This window comes from Pedobacter namyangjuensis (assembly GCF_003313325.1).
GTDB lineage: Bacteria > Bacteroidota > Bacteroidia > Sphingobacteriales > Sphingobacteriaceae > Pedobacter > Pedobacter namyangjuensis.
The window spans coordinates 400,310-417,776 of record NZ_QMHQ01000004.1; the positions used below are offsets into that span (position 1 = coordinate 400,310).

The following is a 17,467-nucleotide window of genomic DNA, read 5'->3' on the forward strand; positions in this document are numbered from 1 at the left end:
TACATAAATATCGCTAAAAGTATATAGCTTTGTTTATCATGCAAAAGGAACAGATTTCGGTTTTTGATATTTTTAAAATAGGTATTGGACCATCTAGCTCGCACACTTTAGGTCCGTGGAGAGCAGCACAACAGTTTACTAACTTGCTTAGTGCAGATGGTTTATTGGGCGATGTTGTACAAGTAAAAATACTTTTGTACGGCTCTTTGGCTAAAACAGGCAAAGGCCATGGAACAGATATTGCCATTTTATTGGGCTTAACTGGCGGCGACCCGGTAACTTTTGATGTGAACGCCATTGACAGCACCATTGCAGTAATAAAACAGAGTGAAAAACTAACACTTGGTGGCAGTCATGAAATCAACTTTTCTTATAATGATGATTTGATTTTCCTATTCATGGAAAGTCTTCCCTTTCACCCAAATGCAGTTACGTTTCAAGCATTTTTAAGTTCTGGCAAAGCATTTTCGGCCACTTATTACTCTATTGGTGGTGGCTTTGTAGTAAAAGAAGGAGAAAATGGAAGCGAAAAAGAACAAGTAGATCTTCCTTTTCCCGTAGAAAAGGCAAGTGAGCTTTTACACTGGTGTTTATCAACCGGCTTAAAAGTAAGCGAAGTGGTAATGGAAAACGAAGCTGCTTGGCGCAAGGAATCAGAAACTAAAAAAGGAATACTTCAACATTTCCAGGTTATTAAAGAGTGTATTTATAGAGGCTCGCACACCGGCGGTTTTTTACCTGGCGGATTGGATGTTGCCCGTAGAGCACAAAAACTAAATCAGCGCTTAATAAAAGGTCAAACTTATACCGATTATGATAGCTGGGTTTTGGCAATAAGAAATGGCGGAAATGGTTTCAACTATATTTTAGATTGGGTGAGCTGTTTCGCTTTAGCCGTTAATGAAGAAAATGCTGCTTTTGGTCGCGTAGTAACAGCACCTACCAATGGCGCAGCTGGTGTTATACCTGCTGTTTTGCAATACTTTATTACTTTTTGCGACGGTTATGACGAGGAGAAAATCATCCAGTTTATTGCATGCGCATCAGAAGTAGGCAGCATATTTAAAAAGGGCGCAACAATCTCGGCTGCAATGGGTGGTTGCCAAGCAGAAATTGGCGTATCATCTGCAATGGCAGCAGCCGCATTAACCGAGTGTTTAGGTGGTTCTCAGCGACAAGTATTAATGGCTGCGGAAATAGCTATGGAGCATCATTTAGGTTTAACCTGCGACCCGATTGGTGGTTTGGTGCAGATCCCTTGCATAGAGCGCAACACCATGGGCGCAATTAAAGCAATTACCGCTAGTCAGTTAGCATTGCAAAGCAACCCTGATAAGGCTAAAGTAAGTTTAGATGCGGTGGTAAACACCATGTGGGAAACTGCTTTAGATATGAATTCTAAGTACAAAGAAACATCAGATGGTGGCTTGGCAACAAATATACCGCTGAGTTTGCCTGAATGCTAGTGTAGTTGGTAAGGTTTTTAGTTTTTGATATGGTTAGTGGACTTACAACCTAAAATAACCCCGAATAATTTAAAACGGCAAACCAAATTGCAGTGGTTGCAAATGCCAAAACAATACCTACACCTATAACCAAATTTGCAAGTTTCGGATTTAGGTTATACTGATCGGCAATAATACCAGAGGTAAGTAATGTTGGCATTGCTGCTTCGAAAATGGCAATCTTCGGTATCATTCCTTTTAGGCTAAAGGCAACAGCAATTAACGTAATTATTAGAGGTGCTAAAAACAGTTTATAAAGTAGAGCAAAGCTGATATGTTTGATCTCGCTAAACCAACCACCAAACCTTAACTGCAAGCCTACAGAAAATAATGCTAAGGGACCGACTGTTGAGGCAAGCTTATCGAACAACGGGTCTAAAGCCGAAATATCTACAAATTTTGGCAAGGTTAATGCCAACACACAACCCCAGATTGGCGGAAAAGTAAGCACTTTTTTAAGTACCATTTTTGCTTCCAGCTTTTGGTTTTGAGACGAACGTATTGCAACTACAATCCCAATTGTTGCCAGCAACATAAATGTTATTTGATCGCAAATAATGGCAATGCCGATTTCCTTTTCGCTGAAATAGGCCATAATTAACGGAAAACCGATAAAAGATGTGTTGCTTAAGCTACTGGTAAGTTTTAATCCGCCCTGCGTTGCCTTACTTAATTTTTTATTGCTAAACGCGTAAAAGGTAATGTACAACCAACCACAACACCAAATAATGATAGGCGAAAGTGCTGGCAACAAAAGTTCGGAGGTAAATTGAATATGTGGCAAATACTTAAACGATACCGCTGGCAAGGCAATATTAATAATCCACGCATTAATGCCTTTGTGGGCATCTTTCGGTAGCTTACCGGATTTGCGAAAATAAATTCCGGCAAGAATACACAGCCCTATTAGAATAAAATTTGCCATATTTTGGGCAAAGATACCACAAGTTTAAATCTGTTGACGAGCTTTAATAGCCAAATATTTATTAACCACATTTACCGTTAAATTTTCTGGCGCAGTTAACAAACTTAATATGCCATGTTTCGCCAGTTCCTTTACCATCTGTTTTTTCTCAAAGGCAAATTTTTCGGCAATGGTTTTAATGTAAATTCCCTCAACATCTTTTGCCGGTTCTTCGCTAAGCGATTTGAGCGAGGTGTTTTCGAAAAAAACGACCAACAGCAAGTGATATTTTGCAATCCTCTTTAAAAATGGCAACTGTCTTTCTAAAGCACTCATACTTTCAAAGTTTGTAAAAAATACAATTAAACTCCGTTGTTTAATGGTTGCTCTTACACTTACAAAAAGAGCTTCCATATCTGTTTCCAGATAGCGGGTTTTCTCTTTGTAAAGCACTTCCATAATTTTGTTCAACTGCGTTGGTCGTCTATCGGCAGGCACCACTTTCCCAGTTTTCTCTGCTATTGTCATCAGCCCGGCTTTATCTTGTTTAACTAAGGCAACACTGCTTAAAATCAAACTTGCGTTTATTGCATAATCCAGTAAAGACAATCCATCGAAAGGCATTTTCATCGCCCTAGATTTATCTATAACACAATAAATATGTTGAGCTTTTTCATCGGTGTACGAGTTTACCATTAATTCGCTTCTTCGGGCAGTCGCTTTCCAGTTAACCGTTCGATAATCGTCACCAGGAACATAGGTTTTAACCTGATCGAACTCCATGCTATGCCCAATTCTACGCATCTTTTTTATGCCAATATCCGTTAGCCTATTAGATACTGCTAACAACTCGTACTGGCGCAACTTTAAAAAAGACGGATATACGGGTACCGTTTTTTGGTTGGCGACGTTTAAACGCCTGCTTAAAAAACCTAAAGGCGATTTCACATAAATCCTGGTAATGCCAAAATCGTATTCGCCGCGTTTGGTTGGCCTTAAGTTATAGGTAATTATTTTTTGCTCACGCGATGAAAGATTTACCGAAAACCACAAATCCCGTTTTTGAAATTGAAACGGAATTTCATCTATAATCCCCACCGTAATTGGGAAATTGTAGAAATTTTCCAAGTATAATTTTACCTCGTTATCATCACCATTACTTAAACGTTCTGGCACATCTCTACGCAGAAAAATTGTTTTTTGGGTACGATAAAGTAACAGCAGATCTATTACAACAAGTACCAGAACAGCATAAAACGCGAAGTAGGGAATATCGCCTAAAAACGGCATGAAAAAAGAAAATAAAAACAACACCACGCATACGCCAAGAGCGATAAATAGCCGGGCACCTAAAAACAGGTCTGTATAATATTTTCTAAACAGTTTTTTCATATCAATTATCTTCGAGGCGAAGCAATTTTTTGTATTTCGTTATGCTCAGCTTGGCTAGGCATCGTAATGCGCCAATTATTACGCTTTAAGATTCCCACCTCCGTGGGAATGACGAAACTTAAAGTGACTCCAGTATATTTACCTTGGCACTTCTATTTTTTTAATAATCTGTGCTACAATATCTGCTGTGGTTACACCTTCCATTTCCTTTTCGGGGCTAAGCATTATCCTGTGCGCCAAAACTGGTGCGGCAACCTTAACGATATCATCCGGTGTAACAAAATCTCTTCCTGCCATTGCAGCTATTGCTTTTGCGCCGTTAACAATTGCCAACGAAGCACGCGGTGATGCACCTAAATAAAGCGATTTGTTGTTACGCGTTTCATGTGTTATTTGCGCTGCGTAAGCCAATAACTTTGGCTCAACAAAAAGTGCTTTAATGGTTGCTCGCAAAGCGATTACTTGTTCTACAGAAAGCACGGGCTTTACTTCATTTAACTGAACCTCGGTTTTCTGCTGATGTTGGTTTGTTAAAATGGCGATTTCTTCTTCCAACGATGGATATTTTACTTCGATTTTAAATAAAAACCTATCCAACTGCGCCTCTGGCAAACGGTAAGTTCCCTCCTGCTCCACAGGATTTTGCGTAGCTAAAACCATAAAAGGCTCTTCCAATTTGTAGGTACTTCCATCAACCGTTATCTGGCGTTCCTCCATGGCTTCGAACAAGGCAGCTTGGGTTTTTGCAGGTGCACGATTAATCTCATCTACCAAAACAATATTGCCAAAAATTGGCCCTTTTCTAAATTGGAATTCTGTTGTTTTCGGGCTAAAAACAGCCGTTCCAATTACATCGGATGGCATTAAATCAGGCGTAAATTGTATACGGGAAAAATCTGCACTAATACATTTAGCCACCAGCTTAGCACTAAGTGTTTTTGCCACACCCGGTACACCTTCAATTAACAAATGTCCATCGGCCAATAAACCTGCTATTAAAAGGCCTATGGTATCTTGCTGACCAACAATTATTTTCCCTAAGGCACTTTTGATATCGGCAACCGCAGCGCTTAGTTGGGTTAAATCCGTTCTTTGGTTAAACATTTCGGCTTGTTCCATATTATCGGTCTTGTTTATAAAATTGTTCAATCACTTTGTTTAAATCAATTAATTCTTGATCGTTTATACTATTAGAAACGTTAACGTAGCTCATCTGCATAAAAAGCGCCTCTACCGTTTCGGCATTTGCCCCGGTTGTTTTTAATAGGGAATTTTTGAATTCCTGGTTAATTTCTGAGGTTTTTAGTTTGTATTTATTTCTAATGTAGGATAGCAAATACGTCAATTTTTTATCGGCAATATCTTTGTTATTTCGTTGTTGATAGTAAACCCTGCCCACTACCTCAACAAATTCTGCCGTTGTATTTTTAAGTGGGGCACTTATAGGTATTATTCTTTGTCGGCGTTTTATTTCAAACAGTACAAAAGCCACTAAACTAAATAATGCAATGTAATAAGCCCAGCGTAACTGGTCGTAAGCAAAGAAAACCCTTAATACCGATTTATTATTTTCATTCAGTCGGGTAAAATACTCGTTCCAAATTAGATGTTCGCTATCTGGCAGATAAGAAAGCGCTCTAGAAGCATAAGCCAAACCATCATCTTTTAACAAACTGTAATTGGTTAACAACTGCGGATTTGGCAAAATAAACAATGAGCCTTTGCCAAATTTATAGCGCACATAATTCGCGTTTTCACCATCGCGTTGCCCAAGTACAATGGCTTTTGCAGTATCGATAGAGGTGAAATATTGTTCTGCCAGACCTTTTTCAAAATAAAAATCTATTTCTCTTTTTAAAGACGGACTTACGAAATTTACTGGATATTTCCTTCCTCTTGAGCTACCGAAACTAGTACTTATATCTAATTTTAAGCTATCTAATAAAACACCTTTTATAGTGTAAGATGCCAAGAAAATATTATTCCCAGCCTGCATATATTTGAGCATTTGTTCGTAATCAACCTCCTCAACCTTAATACTAGATCCAATAATTAACAATGTCGATTTTCCCGAATCTGCATCTTTTATGGTATTATAAATTGGCTTTTGTACCGCCTTAATCTTCGCCCTCGGAAAAATATCGTTAATACGCTGTCTGAGTATAAAAGTGCCAAATGGAATTTTATCCTCAGTTAAGTAGGTAGCTCTCCAATCTGTTGCTTTGGGTTTAAAAATTTGCACCATAATGTAGCAAATCATTAAAGCGCCACCAATAAACAAATATCTTTTCAATCCTTTCATAACTGCTTATTAAATTGGTTAAAAGATTCATTTATTGGCTCGAAGCTTTCTTTATCTATATAAAAATCGCCGTACCATATGTATTCGAACCGCAGCGTAAGATCTGCAAAATCGGTTTTATGCTCTTCCGTTAACTCAGCAATATAAGTCTGATTTGTTTTTTCCGGTTGCCAATTGATTAAATTTCTATCGGTTAATTGTTTTAAGGTTTTAAGGTAAAGTAAACGTACCGCAAGGCGATAATTGCCATTACTTATGGCATTCTCCAAATGATCTTCGAAATCTATCTCGTGGATATTTTCTAAACTTTCTTCATACGGAATGTCTACGGCCTTAGACTTTCCTGTCAAGAATTTCAAATCCAACCCGAAAATTTTCATCACTATAAAAACGATTAGCGCAACGGCCACGGTAATAGAGGCATATTTTAAGAAAACCAAAAAACCGGTGTTAGGCAAACGTTTTCCGCCACCAGAAAAAAGCCTTTCAAACCATCGGCCGACGGCCATCCAAAACCTATCCCACCAGCTAAGCCCTGCAGGGGTTACATCATCATAAATAAAATCACGTTGTTTGCTGTACTCGTTTACAGCTTGCTCATCAATTTGCTTTATAGTTATTTTACTGCTATCAGTAATAAGCGTCGCTTTTTTTATCGAATCTTTCTTTACATTTTCTTTTTGTATGGCGGTTGCATTCGCATTAAATGCAAATAATAAAAAGACAACAAAAGCAAGCAAAAATCGCATTTAGTATTCCTCTGGGATGTTTTCTGTAGGTACTGTATTGTCTTGCCGACCTAAATTGTTAATTCGGCTCAACAGCCCTCCACTTTCAGCTCTTTCGGCCAGATTGTAATATAAAAGTGCGCCTGAAATTATTGGAATAGTCATTACGAATAATGCTAAATATTGCCCTAGCGAAACCACTATTGCGTAGGTTTTTGTAATAGGTTGCTCTAAGTGCGTAAAGGCACTTATCATGGCAATTACGTAAGCCGGGATATTTATTACGAAGCTGGCAAAACTGGTTATGATAAGGATAACGATTATCGTTGCAAAAGTAATCCACCAATTGTCTTTTGTAAGCTTAAACGATCTTGTAAAAGAATAACCAAAAGATCCGTTTTCCATAATCATTATAGGGAAAAACAAGGTAAAGGCTGGCAGAATATAAAATCCCGGAATTAGGCATAGAATAAAACCTAATACGAAAAATATCGTCATTACAAATCCGCTTCCCATCATTCTTAAAAAGTAGTATTTGTAATATGCCCATACTTCTGCAACAGACGGCGGTATATTACCCTTGCGAATGTATAGAGAGATATAGCTTAATACCGTTGTGTATAACGAGGTGTAAATAAGTATAAAAAACAATAGGATAAAAAGATATTGCAAACCATACCGATAAAACATAGAAAAGGGAGAGTTACCATAAACCTTAGTAATGCTCATCGGGTCTGACATATCCTTGCTCATCTGTAGCTGCTGAACCAGTGTACTTGCCAAACCTGCAAGTATAAAAATACCGCATAGGTAAATGATACATTTAAAAAGTGGTTTAAAATTCTGCTTTATAAATAAAAATGTATCGCCAATGATATCGCCGAATTCCCGTAACTTTCTAAATTCTACTGCTTGTTTCATATAATTGATTGCGTTCGTTTATTTAAAATAATTGGATAAAGCACCACATACCAAACCATAAAGGCTAACGAGCCCGCAAGAATGGAAATACTTAACCAAATTGGCATATTGGTATGGCGTGTAATAAAGCTTTCGAAAAAGGCAGCCAAAACTATGATGGGCACCAAGCCTACTGCAATTTTTATGGCATCTTTGGCGCTATTTTTAAAAGCTACCATTCTGGTAAAAGTTTTAGGGAAAAGTAAACCATGGCCTAACACTAAACCTGCGCCGCCGGCAACAATGATTGCTAATATTTCTAAAGTACCGTGTATCCAAATAACTAAAATAGATTCGGCACCTAAACCTTTACTAAAAAAATAATATTCAAAAGCGCCTAACATAATTCCGTTTCTCAGAATGATAAAAACAGGCATTATGGAAAATAAAACACCGCTTACCACTGTTAAAAAAGTTACCCAAAGGTTATTGGTGGCGATATGAAACATCATACTAAGTTCGCCTTGCTTTTTGTAAACACCAAATGGATCGCCTTTGGCAATGTTCTCATTGGTCATGTTTACATAGCCATCGCCCAATATTAACCTTAAAAAAGTGTCATCATACATTGCAGAGAGTACACCGATACTTGCAGAAAGTATAAAAAATATAAACGAATACAATATCTGCCTTCGGTATTTGAAAAAAAGAAGAGGTAATTCGTATTTCCAATAGATTACAAAACGTCCTTTTTTCTCCTTTTTGTTTTTGTAAAGTGCCTGATGTAATAGCGAAGCTATGCCGTTTAAGTACGCTGTCGTTTTTGAGTTGGGATAAAAAGTTTTGGCGTAGGCTAAATCATTCGTTACATCAATAAACCGTTCAGCCAGCTCATCTGGGTTATGTGTTTGCAGAGCTTCGTAGCGCTTCCATTTTTCAGAATTTTGCTTTACAAAAAGCGCCTCTCTCATATTAAAATAATCTTTTTTGATTTTAAATTTCCGTTAAAATAAAACATTTTTTCTATTAGTCAACAAAAAATAAAAAAGCTATTATATTTGAAATTATGGAGACAGTAAAGGTTAACACCAGCCAACATATCGACATCGACTATCCAGTTGCCGGTTTAGGAGAGCGAATTGTAGGCAAATTGATAGATCATGGGATATTTTTTGGTGTGGTGGTACTTTACATGGTTGTAATGGGCTTTACCAAAATGATCCAAAACGATAGCATTTTTGCTATATCAGCGATTGTACTTTACGCAGTTGGTTTTGTTTTTTACGATTTGCTTTGCGAAATTTTCATGAACGGCCAAAGTATTGGCAAGAGAGTTATGAAAATTAAAGTCATCAGCCTTGATGGCGCACAAGCATCGTTGGGGCAGTACTTTATTCGCTGGATTTTTAGGATTATAGACTTCTCTCCGCTAACGGCATGGCTAGGTGGTTTTATTTGTGTGGCGGTATCTGAAAAAAAACAACGTATTGGCGACATTGTGGCCGGCACAACCGTAATTAAAACCGTTCCGAACACTAAAATACATAACATTGCCTTCCACCCTGTTGCAAATGATTACGTGCCCACTTTCGAAAATGTGCATTTGCTAAATGACAGAGATATAGAATTGGTACACGAGGTATTATCAACCTATTACAAAACGCAAAATGCTACCTTGATTTTTGAAATGGCTAATAAACTGACCAATCATTTAGGCATAACGCAAGTTCCTAGCGGGATGAATGAATTGGATTTTTTACGTGTTATTTCAATGGATTATAACCAGGTTACTTCAAGAGCGGTGTAACTATTTTACCGCATTAACCACCGCAGGGGCAACTTTTTTAGCCCAATCTAAATACATTTTACCAGAGGGATGCAGACCATCCGCAGCGATTAAAGTTGCATCTGTAGCCGCATTTCTAGAACCTGGCGTTATGTCTGTGTAACTAATACCCATTGTCATAGTTTCGGCTCTGTTAATCGCGTTAAAGGCATCAATCTCTTCGGCAATAACTTTAGCATTCCTACCGCTTTGTTTTGCAAAAGGTGTTACACCCCAATCTGGTATAGAAACTACAAAAACCCTCTTTTTATCGCCTTTGGCAAAAGCAATTGCTGTATTTAGCAACTCGACAAACTCTTTTTTGTATAGTGCTTGAGAATCGCCTCTATATTGGTTATTTACACCAATCAACAAGGTTACTATATCATATTTAGCGGTTAGGTTTTCAGCTTTGATTGCAGTTTGCAGTTCGCCGGTCGTCCATCCTGTTCGAGCAATAATTTTTGGTTCAGAAACCATACTTAGATTAGCTGCTTTTAATTGCGCAACGAGCTGATATGGAAAAGAATCCATTTGCTGAACGGACTCTCCAATGGTGTAAGAGTCGCCAAGTGCTAAATAAGTTAATCCAGTTGTAGAACTACCTGCAGTTGGTGCAGGAATAGAAAAATTTTTTACCATTGCTTGTTCAGATTTTTTTCCGCAAGCCAATAATAAGAATAATGAAAAGAAAATTGCGCTAAATTTCATAAATGAATTTACGCAAAAAGACTTAACACAGATTTAAATCAACTGCATTTTAAAAAGCGAGGCGATATGGTTTTTCAGTTTATCCTTTACTTCATCCATATTTAATTTCCTGCCTATTTCACGCTCCATAGAGGTAACATCCTTATCGTCTATACCGCAAGGAACAATATTTTTAAAATAGGCTAAATCGGCATTTACGTTAAAAGCAAAACCATGCATGGTTACCCATCGACTGCAACGAACGCCCATTGCACAAATTTTTCGAGCTTTTTCATTATCGGCGTCCAACCAAACACCGGTATAACCCTCATACCTTCCAGCTATAATGCCATAATCGGCCAAGGTTAAAATTACTGCTTCCTCTAATGTTCTCAGGTAAAGATGTATGTCGGTAAAAAAATTGTCTAGATCTAAAATTGGGTAACCAACAATTTGCCCCGGACCGTGATAAGTAATATCTCCACCACGATTAATTTTATAGTAAGTGGCCTGTTTTTCTAACAAACCTTGCTCATCTAAAAGCAAATTTTCTGGCTTACCACTTTTACCAAGCGTGTAAACATGTTTATGCTCGTTAAAAATCAGGTAGTTTGGCGTAGGCTCGTTGGTGTTTTCAGTTCTGTTTTTACCTTTTAGCGCTACAGTTCCGTTAAAAATTTCCTCTTGCCTATCCCAAGCATCTTGGTAATCGGTTAAACCCCAATCTATAAACTTAACGTCTTTGTTCATTTTATGAATTTAGGCAACAACATAACCTAGCATGTAGCCGTCTTTTGTTTTAAAATAGTTAACCGTTAATTCCCTTGTTCCGGCAGGCAATTCAACCAAAGCTTGCAAACTACCTTCTTCCTTTAATTTAAACGGCTTAATGTGGATGTGCTGTTTAAACTCCAATCCTTTTTTGCCATGCCATTTGTAAATAGCCTCTTTGGCACACCAAGCCACGTATAGGCCATTGGTATTATCACCAATTTGCTTTTGGGCAAGCTCCACATCCGATAGGAATTTATGTTTAATACTCTTGATTTTCATTTTAATCAACTCAATATCAACCCCTACCTGTTTATTTTTACTAATAATAACCGAGGCGTAATCGTAAGAGTGACTTAAGGAAATATGCGTATCGGAATTTACCAAATACGGTTTCCCGTGTTCATCCATTTGGCAATCGATATAATCTTGAGTATCAAGCATCTTCCTTAGCAAAACGCGGGTACTCAACCAATGCAAAACACGTTTAGAATTGGTTAGGGAAGCAATTATATCCAGCTCATGCTGCTTAAGTTGCAAGCTAGCCAAAAGTTCGGCTTCGGTTTCCTCAATTTTCCATACAGCAAGTATGGTTTGATCATCAATATTTTTATTAAATACTACCGGCATCTCTTATTTAGAAAATCAATACAAAAGTATCTTAAATTAATCATAATTTAGCCCTAAATACTTCATAAAATGATACTTTCTGATAAACGCATCTTACAAGAAATTGATAAAGGCACCATAATTATAGAACCTTTTAAACCCGAATGTTTAGGCACAAACTCTTACGATGTGCATTTAGGCAAGTATTTAGCCACCTATAAAGACCGCGTTTTAGATGCGAAAGCACATAATACGATAGAGCATTTTGAAATACCGAAAGAGGGTTTTGTATTGCAACCGGGCACACTATACCTTGGCGTTACGCTAGAATATACCGAAACACATGCCCACGTGCCTTTTTTAGAAGGCAAAAGCAGTACCGGTCGTTTAGGTATTGACATACATGCTACTGCAGGTAAAGGAGATGTTGGGTTTTGCAACACATGGACTTTAGAAATTTCGTGTGCGCAACCGGTTCGTATTTACGCAGGCATGCCAATTGGCCAACTCATTTATTTTGTGGTTGAAGGTAACATCGAAAACATGTACAACACCAAAAACAATGCTAAATACAATAATAAAACCACACGCCCTGTAGAAAGCATGATGTTTAAAAACAAATTCTAAACTAGCAACTAAATTTTAATAGTTTTATTACTTTAAAGCCTTAGGTTTTTGTAACTTAAGGCTTTAATTTTTAGCGATGAAACGAAAACTTTTAGTCCTCTTATTTACGATTGTATCCCTTTTCAGCCTCTCTGCATTTGTTAATGATGATGATCCGTTTACAGAACTGCTAAAAAAATTAGAAGAATTTTCTAAAAAATATCCTCAAGAAAAAATATATCTGCACCTAGACAAACCTTATTATGCCATAGGCGATGATATTTGGTTTAAAGCGTATGTTGTAGACAGCAGAACTTCTGCACCATCTACCATTAGTAATATTTTGTATGTAGAACTGATAAATGAAAACGACTCGGTAAAACGCCAACTTAAGTTACCTATGCAAAGCGGTATTAGCTGGGGCGATTTTAAATTAACAGATTCATTGAACGAGGGCAATTATAGAATTAGAGCCTATACCCAATGGATGCGCAACGCAGGTCCAAAGTTCTTTTTCGACAAAACCATAAAAATTGGGAACAGTTGGGCAAATAAGGTTTTTACAAAGGCTAATAACGTTTTAAGCGCAGAAGGGAATTCTCAAAAACTAAGCAGCACAGTAAAATTTACAGATAATGATGGTAAACCCTATGCAAACTGCGATGTAAACTATCAAGTTCAATTAAGCAACAGAACCATTTCAAAAGGAAAAGGAACCACTAACGCTGATGGCGAGCTAATAATTACGGCCCTAAACAACCAACCCGAAATTTATAAATCGGGGGAAATAATTGCAACGATTACTTTGCAAAACAAACAAAAAGTTAGTAAGAAAATCCCAATAAAAACTACTGCCAGTGAAACAGACGTGCAATTTTTTCCCGAGGGCGGTTCTTTGGTTGATGGTTTGCCGAGTAAGGTTGCCATAAAAGCTACTAATGCAACCGGTTTGGGTGAAGATGTAAGCGGAAGCGTAGTTGATAACGACGGCACAGAGATCATAAAGTTTGAGACCAGCCATTTAGGAATGGGCAACCTAATTCTAAATCCAATGCCAGACAAAACTTACACAGCAAAAATCACTTTCAAAAATGGCGCTGTAAAATCTCTCGCGTTACCAAAAGCAAACAAAAGTGGCTATGTTTTATCAGTTAACAATATCGATACCGCTAAAATGTCGATAAAAGTAATGATTTCTACAGATCTACTTAATAAAGGCGAGCTTAAACTGGTTGGTCACCATAACGGCGTTATCTATTTCAACACAAAAATTCCTACGGCCAAACAATTGGTTTCTGTTAGCGCACCAAAAGCAGATTTCCCATCAGGAATTGTAACGCTTACTCTGTTCTCTCCAGACAACCAACCGGCTAGCGAACGTGTTGCTTTTGTAAACAATAATGCCGACAAAATTGCTATCAATATTCCTAACGGTAATCCTAGCGATAAAAAGCGTGGAAATGTTACTTTAAATTTCAGCACTAGAAATGGACAAAAACCTGCACAAGGAAGCTTTTCTGTAGCAGTTACTAACACAGCTGCAGTAAAGCCAGATTTAGAAAATGAAAGCAACATTTTTACTTCTCTACTTCTTACTTCAGATCTAGTTGGATATGTAGAAAAACCTAATTATTACTTTATTAACAATGATGCTAAAACCAGAGCCGAATTAGACAATCTTTTGCTAACGCAAGGCTGGAGAAAAATAGATTGGAGGCAAATCTCGGCAAATACAGCTCCGGTATTTACTTATCCTGCAGAAAAAGCCATGAAGATTAGTGGCACCATTACTAAAGGTGGCAAGCCCGTTCCAAAAGGAAAAGTATCTTTATTCTCTTCTTCTGGCGGATATTTTGCCATCGATACATTGAGCGACGAAAATGGAAAATTTTCTTTTGACGATTTTGTATTTTCTGATAGCACCAAATTTGTAGTGCAGGCCCGAACCAACAAAGACAATAAAAATGTACAAATAGATTTAGATATGGTACCCGCACAATTGGTTACCAAAAACGCTAATACGGGCGATATTGAAGTAAATGTTAACGAAAGCTTGACCGACTACCTAAATCAAAGCGATAAATATTTTAATGAGATGGTTAAGCGGGGCATGTTAGAACGCACTATAATGCTTAACGAAGTAAGAATTGTAGAAAAGAAAAACCCAGCACCAAATTCTCAAAATTTAAATGGCGCTGGCAATGCCGATCTAGTAATTACTGAAAAAGATCTGCAAAATGCAATTTTACTAAGTCAATATTTACAAGGTAGAGTTGCTGGGGTACAAATTACGAACGGACAAGCATTTTTAACCCGTGCCATGGGCATGGGCGGACCAAGACCTATGCAAGTGATGTTAGATGGTATGAATATGGGTACGGAGTTTATGCTCGACGATATCGTTGTACAAGACATAGAAAGTATCGAAGTTTTAAAAAGCATAGGCAATACTGCAATTTACGGTTCTGCAAATGGTGTTTTAGTAATTACAACAAAAAGAGGCGGAAGTTCAACTGGTTATAATCGCTATGCACCGGGCATAATTACTTATAATCCAAAGGGATATTACGCCATGAGACAATTCTATTCGCCTAAATACGATGTTGCAAATACAGATACAAAACCGGATTTAAGAACAACTGTGTATTGGAATCCGCATATTGTGTCTGAAGCTAGCGGAAATGCAACCTTTAATTACTACAATACCGACGTCCCTGGTGTTTATAGAGTGGTAATAGAAGGTATAGATGCCAATGGAAATTTAGGCAGAAAAGTGTTTACATATCAGGTAAATTAAATGGTTAAAAATTTAGTTTTGTATGGGTGTATTTGCGTATTATTAGGTTTAAGCTTTAGTTTTAGCAATGAGACGCTACAAAATATCATAACAAAACTAAAGAACTACACCGCAGCAAACCCACAAGAAAAAATACACCTACAAACCGACAAACCTTACTATTTAGCTGGCGAAGATATTTGGCTAAAAACCTATATTGTAAATGCGAAGGATGATACTCCATCAGCCATAAGCAAAATAGTTTACATCGAGTTAATAGCTCCAAATAATCAAGTGGCTAAACTTCTTACCTTACCGATAGATAGCGGAGTTTCAGATGGAAACATACCGCTTCCGGACTCCCTGTTATCAGGGAATTACCGGTTACGTGCATACACGAATTATATGCGCAACTTTGATGATGCTTTCTTTTTCGAAAAATTTGTATCAATTAATAACGTAGCCAATGGTACAGAACTGGAAAATAAACAAACGGGCAATAAAATAGATGTTCAGTTTTTCCCAGAGGGAGGAAATTTAGTTGATGGCTTACGTTGCAGAGTTGGTTTTAAAGTTACAAATGAAACAGGTCTAGGAATTGATGCTAAAGGTTATATAATTGATGAAAAAGGAACGAAAATTACTACAATAAATACAGAACATGCTGGAATGGGCAGTTTTATAATTACGCCAGAAAACGGCAAAAAGTATACAGCTCTTATTGCCAACCCGAACACCTCTGAAGAAGTAAAGATCAATTTGCCGAAAATAGAGGGGAGTGGCTATAATCTATCTGTTAACGCCAACGAAGCATATGTTAGTGTAAAGCTTGGCGTTACAGCAGACAAAATTAAGCAACAAGAAATTACCCTAATAGGGCAAAATAACGGGGTTGTGTTTTACAGTTCTACAACAAACATAAATAATGCGTTAACTAGTACCATTATCGGAAAAGATAAATTCCCTACCGGCATCGTACAATTTACGGCATTTGAAAAAGACAAGCCCATAGCAGAGCGAATAATTTTTATAAATCATAAAGACCAAATCCAAATTAGGGTCGAGAAAAGCAAAACTTTACATGCCAATCAATTTCTATTTGATGTATTTGTTACGGATGCAAATCAAAATCCTTTAGACGGAAATTTCTCGGTATCGGTTCTAGATGCAGATAAAGTACAATTTAACGAAGATGACGAAACCACTATCCTCTCGAATCTTCTTTTAACATCAGACATTAAAGGATTTGTTGAGCAACCAAATTATTATTTCAACGATATAAATCCTGATAAGGAAAAACACTTAGACAATTTATTGCTAACACAAGGCTGGAGAAGATTTATCTGGGAAGATGTAATTGCCGAACAGTGGAAGAGCTTAGTGTTTGCTCCAGAAAAAACACTTTCTTTTACAGGCCAAGTAGTTAATCTAAGCAACAAGCCCGAACCAAACGCGAAGGTAACTTTATTTTCTGCTACAAATGGGTTCGATTTAATTTTAGACACTATAGCAGATGTAAAAGGAAATTTTGTTTTTGATAGATTGGACATTCCAGATACTGTTCAGCTTTTTGTGCAAGCAAAAACAAGTAATAATTTAAAAACGGTAAAAGTTGTCATGGATGATTTTCCATCAATTTCTACACGTAGTTTTATTGGTAAACCCTTTACACTAGATGCCTTTTTAAACAATGCAAAAGAACAAAACCTTAACACTACAGGCTTTAGCGGAGATGGCATAAAGCTAAAACAAGTTACCATAGCGCAAAAAAAACAACTAAAACCAATTGTAAATGTTGCAAATTCTAAAAATAGAAACGGCTCTGCAGATTATGTTTTAGCGAAGGATAAAATTGAATATCAAACCGGCTCTATCTTTGATATTTTTAACGCCGGCGTGCCAGGACTGATGATGTACAACGGATATATTGTAAAGAGTGTGATGAATACTGTTTCGATGGCACCTAATTTTAAGGGTAAACGCCAACCAGTGTTAATATTATTAGACGGCTCCGAAACGGAACAGGTAGAACTTACCAGAATGCCCGCATCAACTGTAGAGGGAATTGAAGTTCTAGTATCCAATTATAACACAGCCGTTTACGAAAATGGCTATTGGGGAGTAGTAATTATTACTACAAAATCTGGCGCAATTGACCATAAAACCGATGTGCGATTTAAATCTTATAATATTGTAAAAACAAACGCCAAAGGTTTTAGTGCAAAAAAAGAGTTTTATGTGCCAAAAGCGATCCCTTTAAAAGATAACACTAAAACCAAAACAGACTTCTTTACAACGCTTTATTGGAACCCTCATTTTACTTCTAATGTAAATGGAAAAGGCACTATAATAATGCAATCAGTTTCTGCAAAAAAATACCGGTTTATTATAGAAGGTTTTGACGTAAATGGTAATATTGGAAGAAAAGTATATCATTATCAAACATCCAATTTTTAAAA

The 17,467-nt window shown here is 37.2% G+C and carries 15 protein-coding genes; 5 read left to right on the forward strand and 10 right to left on the reverse strand.

The window, feature by feature from the left end; all coding sequences use genetic code 11:
• Positions 1–38 precede the first annotated feature (38 nt).
• A complete protein-coding gene (locus DUT69_RS17430) occupies positions 39–1,466 on the forward strand; it encodes an L-serine ammonia-lyase (RefSeq protein ID WP_113654537.1) in 1,428 nt (475 codons plus the stop codon).
• Positions 1,467–1,515: 49 nt separating this feature from the next.
• On the opposite strand, the gene DUT69_RS17435 is transcribed toward DUT69_RS17430, so the two are convergent.
• The 7 genes from DUT69_RS17435 to DUT69_RS17465 all read right to left on the reverse strand — a co-directional run bounded on the left by DUT69_RS17435 (position 1,516) and on the right by DUT69_RS17465 (position 8,702).
• Positions 1,516–2,430 carry an AEC family transporter gene (locus tag DUT69_RS17435; RefSeq protein ID WP_113654538.1) on the reverse strand — a complete coding sequence of 305 codons (915 nt, stop codon included), beginning with the start codon at positions 2,428–2,430 and terminating at the stop codon, positions 1,516–1,518.
• A gap of 24 nt (positions 2,431–2,454) precedes the next feature.
• The gene (locus tag DUT69_RS17440) at positions 2,455–3,801 is read right to left on the reverse strand and encodes a DUF58 domain-containing protein (protein ID WP_113654539.1); all 1,347 of its coding nucleotides are present in this window, start codon (positions 3,799–3,801) and stop codon (positions 2,455–2,457) included.
• 138 nt (positions 3,802–3,939) lie between these two features.
• Entirely contained in the window at positions 3,940–4,920 is a 981-nt protein-coding gene (locus DUT69_RS17445; RefSeq protein WP_113654540.1) for an AAA family ATPase, read from the reverse strand.
• Between the two features lies 1 nt (position 4,921).
• Positions 4,922–6,103: a DUF4350 domain-containing protein gene (locus DUT69_RS17450; RefSeq protein WP_113654541.1), complete on the reverse strand. Its 1,182-nt coding sequence runs from the start codon at positions 6,101–6,103 to the stop codon at positions 4,922–4,924.
• Positions 6,100–6,852: a DUF4129 domain-containing protein gene (locus DUT69_RS17455; RefSeq protein WP_113654542.1), complete on the reverse strand. Its 753-nt coding sequence runs from the start codon at positions 6,850–6,852 to the stop codon at positions 6,100–6,102. The genes DUT69_RS17450 and DUT69_RS17455 overlap by 4 nt, the downstream gene beginning before the upstream one ends.
• Positions 6,853–7,752: a hypothetical protein gene (locus tag DUT69_RS17460; protein WP_113654543.1), complete on the reverse strand. Its 900-nt coding sequence runs from the start codon at positions 7,750–7,752 to the stop codon at positions 6,853–6,855. It abuts the gene before it with no gap.
• On the reverse strand, positions 7,749–8,702 hold the full coding sequence (locus tag DUT69_RS17465; RefSeq protein ID WP_113654544.1) for a stage II sporulation protein M: 954 nt from the start codon (positions 8,700–8,702) through the stop codon (positions 7,749–7,751). Before DUT69_RS17465 ends, DUT69_RS17460 begins: the two co-directional genes overlap by 4 nt.
• 95 nt (positions 8,703–8,797) lie before the next feature.
• Between DUT69_RS17465 and DUT69_RS17470 the strand changes: the two genes are divergently transcribed.
• Complete coding sequence (locus tag DUT69_RS17470; protein ID WP_113654545.1) at positions 8,798–9,538, forward strand: RDD family protein; 741 nt, start codon at positions 8,798–8,800, stop codon at positions 9,536–9,538.
• Here the strand turns inward: DUT69_RS17470 and DUT69_RS17475 are convergent, their stop codons facing one another.
• From DUT69_RS17475 to DUT69_RS17485, 3 genes are read right to left on the reverse strand one after another with little or no spacing between them, the layout of a single operon-like run.
• Entirely contained in the window at positions 9,539–10,267 is a 729-nt protein-coding gene (locus DUT69_RS17475) for an SGNH/GDSL hydrolase family protein (RefSeq protein ID WP_113654546.1), read from the reverse strand.
• Positions 10,268–10,300: 33 nt separating this feature from the next.
• Positions 10,301–10,996, reverse strand: coding sequence for a lipoyl(octanoyl) transferase LipB (lipB, locus tag DUT69_RS17480; protein ID WP_113654547.1), 696 nt, complete (start codon positions 10,994–10,996; stop codon positions 10,301–10,303).
• A 9-nt stretch (positions 10,997–11,005) separates the two neighbouring features.
• Positions 11,006–11,647, reverse strand: coding sequence for a 4'-phosphopantetheinyl transferase family protein (locus DUT69_RS17485; protein ID WP_113654548.1), 642 nt, complete (start codon positions 11,645–11,647; stop codon positions 11,006–11,008).
• Positions 11,648–11,716: 69 nt separating this feature from the next.
• On the opposite strand from DUT69_RS17485, the gene dcd reads away from it, so the two are divergent.
• From dcd to DUT69_RS17500, 3 genes are all read left to right on the forward strand, one after another.
• A complete protein-coding gene (gene dcd, locus DUT69_RS17490) occupies positions 11,717–12,253 on the forward strand; it encodes a dCTP deaminase (RefSeq protein WP_113654549.1) in 537 nt (178 codons plus the stop codon).
• Between the two features lie 76 nt (positions 12,254–12,329).
• Positions 12,330–15,029, forward strand: a complete 2,700-nt coding sequence (locus tag DUT69_RS17495; RefSeq protein ID WP_113654550.1) for a TonB-dependent receptor plug domain-containing protein — start codon at positions 12,330–12,332, stop codon at positions 15,027–15,029.
• Positions 15,030–17,465 (forward strand): carboxypeptidase-like regulatory domain-containing protein, encoded by a 2,436-nt coding sequence (locus DUT69_RS17500; RefSeq protein WP_113654551.1) that lies wholly within the window; start codon positions 15,030–15,032, stop codon positions 17,463–17,465.
• Positions 17,466–17,467: the final 2 nt, after the last annotated feature.

Bases quoted from the DNA above. Each gene is read 5' to 3' on its own strand.
- DUT69_RS17430 (WP_113654537.1), top strand. From the start codon at position 39: ATGCAAAAGGAACAGATTTCGGTTTTTGATATTTTTAAAATAGGTATT.
- DUT69_RS17435 (WP_113654538.1), bottom strand. From the start codon at position 2,430: ATGGCAAATTTTATTCTAATAGGGCTGTGTATTCTTGCCGGAATTTAT.
- DUT69_RS17440 (WP_113654539.1), bottom strand. From the start codon at position 3,801: ATGAAAAAACTGTTTAGAAAATATTATACAGACCTGTTTTTAGGTGCC.
- DUT69_RS17445 (WP_113654540.1), bottom strand. From the start codon at position 4,920: ATGGAACAAGCCGAAATGTTTAACCAAAGAACGGATTTAACCCAACTA.
- DUT69_RS17450 (WP_113654541.1), bottom strand. From the start codon at position 6,103: ATGAAAGGATTGAAAAGATATTTGTTTATTGGTGGCGCTTTAATGATT.
- DUT69_RS17455 (WP_113654542.1), bottom strand. From the start codon at position 6,852: ATGCGATTTTTGCTTGCTTTTGTTGTCTTTTTATTATTTGCATTTAAT.
- DUT69_RS17460 (WP_113654543.1), bottom strand. From the start codon at position 7,752: ATGAAACAAGCAGTAGAATTTAGAAAGTTACGGGAATTCGGCGATATC.
- DUT69_RS17465 (WP_113654544.1), bottom strand. From the start codon at position 8,702: ATGAGAGAGGCGCTTTTTGTAAAGCAAAATTCTGAAAAATGGAAGCGC.
- DUT69_RS17470 (WP_113654545.1), top strand. From the start codon at position 8,798: ATGGAGACAGTAAAGGTTAACACCAGCCAACATATCGACATCGACTAT.
- DUT69_RS17475 (WP_113654546.1), bottom strand. From the start codon at position 10,267: ATGAAATTTAGCGCAATTTTCTTTTCATTATTCTTATTATTGGCTTGC.
- lipB (WP_113654547.1), bottom strand. From the start codon at position 10,996: ATGAACAAAGACGTTAAGTTTATAGATTGGGGTTTAACCGATTACCAA.
- DUT69_RS17485 (WP_113654548.1), bottom strand. From the start codon at position 11,647: ATGCCGGTAGTATTTAATAAAAATATTGATGATCAAACCATACTTGCT.
- dcd (WP_113654549.1), top strand. From the start codon at position 11,717: ATGATACTTTCTGATAAACGCATCTTACAAGAAATTGATAAAGGCACC.
- DUT69_RS17495 (WP_113654550.1), top strand. From the start codon at position 12,330: ATGAAACGAAAACTTTTAGTCCTCTTATTTACGATTGTATCCCTTTTC.
- DUT69_RS17500 (WP_113654551.1), top strand. From the start codon at position 15,030: ATGGTTAAAAATTTAGTTTTGTATGGGTGTATTTGCGTATTATTAGGT.